The sequence below is a fragment of the Streptomyces aurantiacus JA 4570 genome (genome assembly GCF_000414115.1).
Taxonomy (GTDB): domain Bacteria; phylum Actinomycetota; class Actinomycetes; order Streptomycetales; family Streptomycetaceae; genus Streptomyces; species Streptomyces aurantiacus_A.
Window position 1 is genome coordinate 1 of the sequence record NZ_AOPZ01000382.1, and the last position, 3,969, is coordinate 3,969.

General features: G+C 71.2%; 3 protein-coding genes. 2 read left to right on the plus strand and 1 reads right to left on the minus strand.

Features of this window, described 5'->3' with window-relative positions:
* Positions 1-78: 78 nt before the first annotated feature.
* Complete coding sequence (locus STRAU_RS31495; RefSeq protein WP_016644465.1) at positions 79-756, minus strand: response regulator transcription factor; 678 nt, start codon at positions 754-756, stop codon at positions 79-81.
* Positions 757-1,318: 562 nt separating this feature from the next.
* On the opposite strand from STRAU_RS31495, the gene STRAU_RS31500 reads away from it, so the two are divergent.
* Together STRAU_RS31500 and STRAU_RS31505 are read left to right on the plus strand one after the other, a co-directional pair.
* On the plus strand, positions 1,319-2,809 hold the full coding sequence (locus STRAU_RS31500; RefSeq protein ID WP_016644466.1) for a peptide MFS transporter: 1,491 nt from the start codon (positions 1,319-1,321) through the stop codon (positions 2,807-2,809).
* Between the two features lie 133 nt (positions 2,810-2,942).
* The gene (locus STRAU_RS31505; RefSeq protein ID WP_016644468.1) at positions 2,943-3,809 is read left to right on the plus strand and encodes an alpha/beta hydrolase family protein; all 867 of its coding nucleotides are present in this window, start codon (positions 2,943-2,945) and stop codon (positions 3,807-3,809) included.
* The last annotated feature ends 160 nt before the right edge of the window (positions 3,810-3,969 follow it).

Sequence of the window (3,969 nt, forward strand, 5' to 3'; positions counted from 1 at the left end):
AACGGGTGGGTGGGTGGGAAGGCCCGACGCGCAGCGGTGGGGGCGGAGGCCGTTCCGCGGTGCGCGACCCGCGAGGGGCTAGCTCTTTTCGAAGCGGAAGCCGACCCCACGCACCGTGGCGATGTACCGCGGATTCGCCGCGTCGTCGCCGAGCTTCTTGCGGAGCCAGGAGATGTGCATGTCGAGGGTCTTGGTGGAGGACCACCAAGTGGTGTCCCAGACCTCGCGCATGAGTTGGTCCCGCGTGACCACGCGGCCGGCGTCGCGCACGAGGACCCGCAGCAGGTCGAACTCCTTGGCCGTGAGCTGGAGTTCCTCCTCGCCCATCCAGGCCCGGTGCGACTCGACGTCGATGCGCACGCCGTGCGTGGCCGGAGGCTGCGCCGGCTCCGTGGCGCCGCGCCGCAGCAGCGCCCGCACCCGGGCGAGCAGTTCGGCGAGGCGGAAGGGCTTGGTGACGTAGTCGTCGGCCCCGGCGTCGAGGCCGACCACCGTGTCCACCTCGTCGGCGCGGGCGGTCAGGATGAGGATCGGCACCGTATGACCCTCGGCGCGCAGCCGGCGCGCGACCTCGAGGCCGTCCATGCCGGGCAGGCCCAGGTCGAGCACGACCAGGTCCACGCTGCCCTGCAGCCCGGCGTCGAGGGCGGTGGGACCGTCCTCGCGCACTTCGACCTCGTAGCCCTCGCGGCGCAGGGCGCGGGCCAGAGGCTCCGAGATGGACGCGTCGTCCTCGGCGAGCAGTACACGGGTCATGGGGTGATGGTAGTCCGCAACGGACCAGCACAGGAGGCTGATCGCCGCACGGCCGTCCGGGCCCGGCCACGCCCGCCCGGCTCCTCGGTCACGCGGCCCCCGCGCCGGCCCGAGGCGGACGCGCTCCGACGGCCGGAGGCTGCGATCCTTGGCCCCGTCTCACGTACACCTTGGAATGTGGGATGTTGGTTCCAACGTCACCTGTGATCCATCTCTCAAGTCCTTCCTAACGCCGCTCTATCGTGACGTATGGTGGCGAGACGCCTGTAGCACTACTCAAGGACCTTTGGCCCGCTATTGCGCGCCGAGGGCCTCTTCTGTGTGTGGGCTGGTGTTCACCAGCCTTGAAAGGAATGACCTGTGGTCGGGCCCCGCACGCGATGATGCGTCCCGGGGTGTGGATCTCGGTGTCACCGTCCCTTGTGCACCACGGACACCGTGGCACGGATCCCTCCTCAGGCGTGAGGGGTGGACGGTCCGGCGCCGGTGCCGACCGCCCCCCACCGGGCGCGCCCGCGGCACCGCCGCCTCCAGGCGCGTCCCGAACCACGAGGATCGACCCATGGCGTCCAGCCTGACGAAGGACTCGGCCAGCACTCCTGGTTCCGAGAAGACCTTCTTCGGCCACCCCCGCGGCCTGGCCACTCTCTTCATGACCGAGATGTGGGAGCGCTTCAGCTTCTACGGCATGAAGGCCCTGCTCCCCCTGTATCTGGTCGCCCCCGGCGGCATGGACATGGATGCCGCCACCGCGACGGCGATCTTCTCGATCTACATGGCGATGGTGTACCTGCTCGCCATGCCGGGCGGCTGGTTCGCGGACCGCCTGTGGGGACCGCGCAAGACGATCACCATCGGCGCCTTGGCGATCATGGCGGGTCACATCACCCTCGCGCTGCCCGGCCAGGCGATGTTCTTCCTCGGCCTGGTGATCGTGGCGATCGGCTCGGGTCTGCTGAAGGCCAACATCTCCACGCTGGTCGGCCACCTCTACGACGGCCCGGACGACCCGCGCCGCGACGGCGGCTTCACGCTCTTCTACGTCGGCATCAACCTGGGCGCCTTCTTCGCCCCGCTGGCCATCGGCACCGTCGGCGAGAAGGTCAACTGGCACCTCGGCTTCGCCCTCGCCGCGCTCGGCATGGGCCTCGGCCTGATCCAGTTCCTGCTCGGCGGCCGCCACCTGAGCAAGCGCAGCAGCGACGTGCCGAAGCCGGTGGAGAAGCCGGAACTCATGGGCCTGCTGCGCAAGGCCATGCTGTGGATCATCGCCGCCGTCGTCTTCTACGGCGTCACGGTCGCCACCGGCGTCTACACGCTGAACTGGGCGACCGTCCCGATCGCGCTCGCCGGTCTGGTCATCCCGATCTGGGTGATCACGCGCATCAAGCGCGACAAGGAGCTGGACCAAATCGAGCAGTCCAGGATGACGGCGTACATCTGGTTCTTCGTGGCCGCCGCCGTCTTCTGGATGATCTTCGACCAGGGCGCCTCCACGGTGGCGCTGTTCGGCAAGAACTCCACGGACACGTCGATCCTCGGCTTCGACTTCCCGGTCTCCTGGTACCAGTCGGTCAACCCGGTCCTGATCATGGCCCTGGCCCCGGTCTTCGCCTTCATGTGGCTGGCGCTGAACCGCCGCGGCAAGGAGCCGAACACGGTGGTGAAGTTCGCCTCCGGTCTGGTCATCATCGGCGCCTCGTTCTTCGTCTTCCTGATCCCGCTGACCATGGCGGCCGACGGCGAGAAGGTCGGCGCGTACTGGATGGTCGCGATCTACTTCATGCACACCATCGGTGAGCTGTGCGTCTCCCCGGTGGGCCTGTCGGTCACCACGAAGATGGCCCCGGAGAAGTACGCCTCGCAGATGCTGGGCGTCTGGTTCCTGGCCGTCACCGCCGGCGACTGCACCACCAGCCTGCTGTCCACGGCCGGCGTCAACCTGAACAAGAGCGGCGTGGTCGCCATGGAGGCCACCCTCGCGGTCATCGCGGGTCTCGCCGTCTACATGTACCGCAAGAAGGTCCGGACGCTCATGGGCGAGGTCAACTGACGCCCGCCTGAGTACGTTTCGTACGCGCCCGCCCGAGGCCGGTCGTACGAACTGAGGGCCGCCGCACCACCCGGTGCGGTGGCCCTCGGCGTTTGCGGGGGCGGCCAGGCGGCGGCCGGGGCACCATCGGCCCATGACCGTGCGCCGAGCGCTGCTGACCCTGGCCCTGTGCGGCTCGCTGCTTTCGTCCAGCGTCGCCGCCGAGGCGGCCCCCGAATCGCCGCACCGGGCCCCCGAGGTCCTCCGGTACGGCCCGCACCCCCGCCAGACCGTCACCGTGTACGGCGACCGCGGCCCCGCCCTGGTCCTGCTGCACGGCGGCTCCTGGGCGCGGGACACCGACTGGAGCGGCTGGGCGCGCTGGTTCGCGGCGCGCGGCTTCACCGTGTACGAGACCGACTACCGCCTCACGTCCGACGCGGTGTGGCCCGCCCAGCGCGACGACGTGCTCGCCGCCCTGCGATGGCTCACCGCCCGGGGGCTCTCCGGCGCCCGGCGGCCGCTGCTGCTCGGCTCGTCGGCGGGCGGGCATCTCGCGACGAGCGTGGGGGCGTACGGCGACGGAGTCACGTACGTACGCGGCGTCGTCGCCCTCTCCCCCGTCGCCTCGCCCTACCGCGCGTGGGTGGACGGTGCCCGGCCCGGCGCGTCCCCGCAGCAGCGGGCGCTGCGGCGGGCGGCGGAACGTTTGGCCGGATGCTCCCCCGACCGGGGCGGGCGGGGCTGCTGGGAGCGGTGGGGCGATCTGGCGGCGAAGTCCCACGCGTCGGGCGAGCGGGACGCCCCGCTGTACCTGGTGCACTCCGCGGGCGACTTCGTGCCGCCCGCGCACTCCGCCGAACTCGCCGCCGCCCAGCGCGGGGCGGGCATGCGGGACGTGACCGTACGGACCCTGCCCGGCTCCGCGCACGGCGGCCCGCTCCTGCGGACACCGGGCCTCGCGAACGACGTACTGCGGTGGCTGCGGGCGCATGCGCGGACCCGCAGCCACCAGCCTTAGGGCGTGTGGGCCTGTCGTCTGTCAGCGCAGGCCGCGGCGCCTCCTCGGCAGGAACGTGAACACCGCGCCGCCCAGCAGGATCGCCGTGCCCGCGACCAGGCCGAGCGCCCGCAGCGCGCCGTTGCCGTCGCCGCCGGTGTCCGCGAGGCCGCCGCCCGAC